The 4,452-nt window shown below is 31.3% G+C and carries 3 protein-coding genes and 2 tRNA genes; 3 read left to right on the top strand and 2 right to left on the bottom strand.

What is annotated here, in order from left to right:
* Positions 1–7: 7 nt before the first annotated feature.
* From ABF682_RS11850 to ABF682_RS11840, 3 genes are all read left to right on the top strand, one after another.
* Positions 8–1,720: an ATP-binding protein gene (locus tag ABF682_RS11850; protein ID WP_415619929.1), complete on the top strand. Its 1,713-nt coding sequence runs from the start codon at positions 8–10 to the stop codon at positions 1,718–1,720.
* Positions 1,721–1,775: 55 nt separating this feature from the next.
* On the top strand, positions 1,776–2,687 hold the full coding sequence (locus tag ABF682_RS11845; RefSeq protein WP_415619928.1) for a DNA adenine methylase: 912 nt from the start codon (positions 1,776–1,778) through the stop codon (positions 2,685–2,687).
* A 207-nt stretch (positions 2,688–2,894) separates the two neighbouring features.
* A complete protein-coding gene (locus ABF682_RS11840) occupies positions 2,895–4,034 on the top strand; it encodes a tyrosine-type recombinase/integrase (protein WP_415619927.1) in 1,140 nt (379 codons plus the stop codon).
* Between the two features lie 120 nt (positions 4,035–4,154).
* Here the strand turns inward: ABF682_RS11840 and ABF682_RS11835 are convergent.
* Both ABF682_RS11835 and ABF682_RS11830 read right to left on the bottom strand, forming a co-directional pair.
* Positions 4,155–4,227 (bottom strand) — tRNA-Gln (locus tag ABF682_RS11835).
* 151 nt (positions 4,228–4,378) lie between these two features.
* Positions 4,379–4,451 (bottom strand) — tRNA-Glu (locus ABF682_RS11830).
* Between the last annotated feature and the right edge of the window lies 1 nt (position 4,452).

Raw genomic sequence — 4,452 nt, 5'->3', positions numbered from 1 at the left:
ATGAAAATTGGGTGTTGATGAACTTCCATCAACACCCAATATTGTAGAACCAAAAAAATTTACTATGAATCTTGGTAAAAGAATCACAGCGATAGCTGGTCTAAATGGCGTAGGTAAATCAACAATACTGGCCATATTAACTAATGTTGGTGAATTAAAAAAATATAAAACATTAAATGGTCAGGACTTTAGAGGTGATTTTGCAGATGTTATCATGTATGATCCTGACCAAGATACCTCAGGAGAAAAGTCAACAATATTTTTTTCTGATTTACCACAAGTTCCATCAAAATATAATGTTATTCCTGAGCTTTCTTTTCGTGCCCTGACACAAACAAGAAAAACAAAAAATGATCGTTTCATCTCTGCAGAAGGTGATGAAAATAAATATACTAAAAAAACTACTGAAAATATTATTAAAAGATATCGACTAATTCCAATAAAAGACGAACAAAGTAAACCGAATGAAAGAAAAATTGAGTGGCCAACACTCTACTTGGGATTATCTCGTCTTATACCTATTGGAGAAAGTGATTCTGCAAAGAAATCGAACATTGATAAAAAATTATCAGACGAAATGATTAAAATACATAAAGAAGTATTATCTGAAAATTTTGATCCTGAAAAATCAGAAATGATGAACATAAAATTAAAATCCATCAGCAATCTAAAATCAGGAATAAAAAACACTAGTTATGGATTTGCATCAAATTCTAATGGACAAGATAATACAGGACAAATTATAGAATCAGTAATGTCTTTTCAAGTTTTAAAAGATACTTTAGGCACGGACTATATTGGGGGCATTCTCGGAATAGACGAACTTGATGCAACTTTGCATCCTGCAGCACAAAACAAATTATTTGATTGGTTATTAAAAATGTCTGAAAAATTGGATCTTCAAATTGTTTTTACAACTCATAGTTTGACTTTATTAGAACATATTTCAGGAGATTTAGAAAACAAATCTATTCAACCTGAAGATGTAAAAATACAGTACTTATCAACACATAGTGACTGTCCTGGAGTTGTAAAAATTAAAGAAAATCCCCCAAAAAATTATTACAGATATGATCTCACAAAAACATATGCCAAGCTTCTACCACAAAATAAGAGTATTAATGTCCTAACTGAAGATGAAGTTGCACGGTGGTTTTTAAAAAGCATATTAGAATTTACTGCAAAAAAAGATAAATTTTCTTTGATCAATATTCTTGATATAAATATTTCATGGCCTCACCTAATAAATTTAGCTTCCTCAGACTATGAATACTATCAAAATAATATCTTCCTACTAGATCCAGATTTAAACTCTGAATCTGGTAAACATGACTTAGAAAAAGTCACTACGAAATATATGTCTCCTTTTGTTATTAATAATGCAAAATTTAATTTTTTTACTTTGCCTGGGAAACAAAAGATAGAAGTAGAAATGTGGAATTATATAAAAAATTCTAAGTCAATGGATAAACTATATAACGATCCAAAAATGGAAAATAATGGCTTAAGTCGCGAAAATCTATTTAAAATTGGTCCTCACTCTACAAAATATGTTAAAGATAAAGAGAATATGAAATATAAACATTGGTTTAGAGACAATATGTATTACATGGATATTATCTTAACTTATTGGATAAGAGACAACAAAGAACCGGTTATGCATTTTCTTGGATTACTATCATCTTCATATGACAACATCATATCTAACTATTCTAAATAAAATTCTGGCCAAAATATATTAATTATGATATTTTTATATCTGAAGAGGTGATAAAATGCCAACAACGATGTCTCCGTTTAGATACCCTGGCGGAAAAACCCAGCTCTCAAATTATATACATCACTTATTAAAGCAAAATAATGTGAGTGATATGTATATAGAACCTTTTGCAGGCGGGGCAGGGATTCCATTAAAGCTATTACTAGAAAACAAGATTAAAAGAATCTGGATAAATGATTATGATAAATCTATATATTCAGTATGGTATGCTATTTTAAACAAATCTGAAGAACTAAAAAATAAAATTTATTCTGTTCCTTTTGATTACTATACTGGTCATGATATCTCACCTGAGTTCAGTATAAATTTCTGGAAAGAGCAAAAAAAAATTTATTCTGGAAATAAAACACACCAAAATTCAGTAGATTTGGCTTTCGCCACTTTATTTTTAAATAGAAGTAATATGAGTGGTATTATCAATGGGGGCCCTATCGGTGGGTATAGTCAGAATGGTACATCACAAATATATTCACGTTTTAATAAAAAAACTCTTATAAATAAAATAACCACAATTAGTAGTCGAAAAAAACAAATTAGACTAACTAGGAAAAATGCTCTTGATATGATACCTATGATTAAAAAAGAAATTAGTCCATCTTCTTGCTTTATTTTTTTTGACCCCCCCTACTTTGGACAAGGTCAAAATTTATATTACTCTTCTTTCAACAAAAAGGGACATGAACTCTTATCTAAAGAGATTTTATCATTGCATGAGTATAGGTGGATCACAACATACGATAAAACTAAGCAAATTACTGATATGTATCAGGATAATAATAAAAATTTTGAATATCATTTACGCTATTCAGCAAACAATAAAAAACGTGGTTCTGCTCCAGAGTTACTTTTTGCTAGTCCAACCTTAAAAATTGATTCTTATGATAAAGTGAATCTATTATCAATATAGAAGATTGAAACATTTTATTATAATATGAATAAAGTACCTAGTTTTAAGCCCTATCGAGGGCTTTTATTTAACACACAAAAAGAACATACGTGCGTATTTTTAGATACGAATACGCATTTTAATTGCTTCTCCCCTATTTCTTATTCATAAAAATACTGATTTGCGTACAAACCTAGCAAATTACACAGAAAGGAGTTTACCTCTTCCATGGCATACATTGAAAAATACACAACACAAAAGGGAACTCTTTGGAGATTTCAGATTTCCTACACTGATCCTGCAACTGGTAAAAGATTAAAAAAAAGCAAGAGCGGATTTAGACTGCAAAAAGAAGCTCGGGTCGCTGCTGAAGAATTAGAATCACAATTGTTGAATGGCTTCACCGATTCAAGAATGACATTTAATCAAGTTTATAGACAATGGTTTGATAACTATAAATTGACTGTTAAAGAATCTACCTGGACAACAACAAAGAGAAATTTTGAAAATCATATTCTTCCAGCTTTTGGTAACGAAATTATTGGAAAAATCACTCCAGCCAAGTGTCAACTCATTGTAAATGAATGGTTTAAGAAACCACTTAAAAACTATAAAAGATTTGCTAATAATATATCAGGAGTATTTAAATATGCTGTTAGATTGAAGATAGTTAAAAGCAATCCGATTGATGCAATTATTATTCCTAGTAATCGAAGACAGTTGATTAAAAAAAGTAAAAAAGCTATGTACTATAGTAGAAATGAATTGCAAAAGTTTTTAGAATGTCTACAAGAATCGGGAACTCAACAAGCATATACTTTTTTTAGGTTGCTTGCGTTTACTGGTATGCGTAAGGGTGAAGTACTCGCATTACAGTGGAGAGACATCAATTTTTTAAAACACAAAATAAGTATCAACAAGACCCAATCAAATGGTGACGGTAAATTGATAATCCAATCAACTAAAACCGCAGCCAGTGAACGCGAAATATTTATTGATAATAAAACATTAGGTATTTTAAAAGACTGGAAGAAAAAACAAAAAGTTCAGCTTTTTCAATTAGGCTTTAATAGTTCATCCAAGGACCAACTCGTCTTCTCTTCAACCTTGAATAAGATGCATAACCCCAATAAACCGCGAGTTTGGATGAGCAGAATTACAGAAGAATATGACCTGAAACATATACCCGTACATGGTTTTAGACATACTTATGCAACACTGACCATCCAAGGTGGAATGCCCCCGAAAGAGTTACAAGAACAATTAGGACATACTGATATAAAAACTACTTTAAACATATATACGTCAGTCACTGACAAGCAAAAGGAACAAACTCCTGAAAAGTTTACTTCGTTTGTTAATTTTTAAAATATTGGGCGGATATTGGGCGCAATTTAAGACAGATATATACAAATACACGAAATCAAAAATAAAAAAGCCTATATATCAACATTTCTGGATGATATATAGGCTTAAATTATATAGCTATTGGGCATACTGGACTCGAACCAGTACATTGCGGATTCAGAGTCCGCTGCCTTACCAATTTGGCGAATGCCCAATGAATTAAAAACCACTATTTAATGGTAGTACTTGTGCATTTACTTGTCAATATACGCACAATAACATCAGGAAACAAGGGAATAGTTCTGCTTCCACAAAATAAAAGTCCATCCTAATTAAATGATGGACACATATTTTGCCTCAACATATCGCCCGTACGGGGATCGAACCCGTAACTCCGCCTTGAGAGGGCGACGTCTTAACCAATTTGACCAACGGGCAA

The sequence above is a fragment of the Liquorilactobacillus sp. genome (genome assembly GCF_047719775.1).
Taxonomy (GTDB): Bacteria; Bacillota; Bacilli; order Lactobacillales; family Lactobacillaceae; genus Liquorilactobacillus.
Note: the sequence above shows the minus strand (reverse complement) of the source record. Positions and strands in the feature narration are given on the sequence as shown.

Bases quoted from the DNA above. Each gene is read 5' to 3' on its own strand.
- ABF682_RS11845 (WP_415619928.1), top strand. From the start codon at position 1,776: ATGCCAACAACGATGTCTCCGTTTAGATACCCTGGCGGAAAAACCCAG.
- ABF682_RS11840 (WP_415619927.1), top strand. From the start codon at position 2,895: ATGGCATACATTGAAAAATACACAACACAAAAGGGAACTCTTTGGAGA.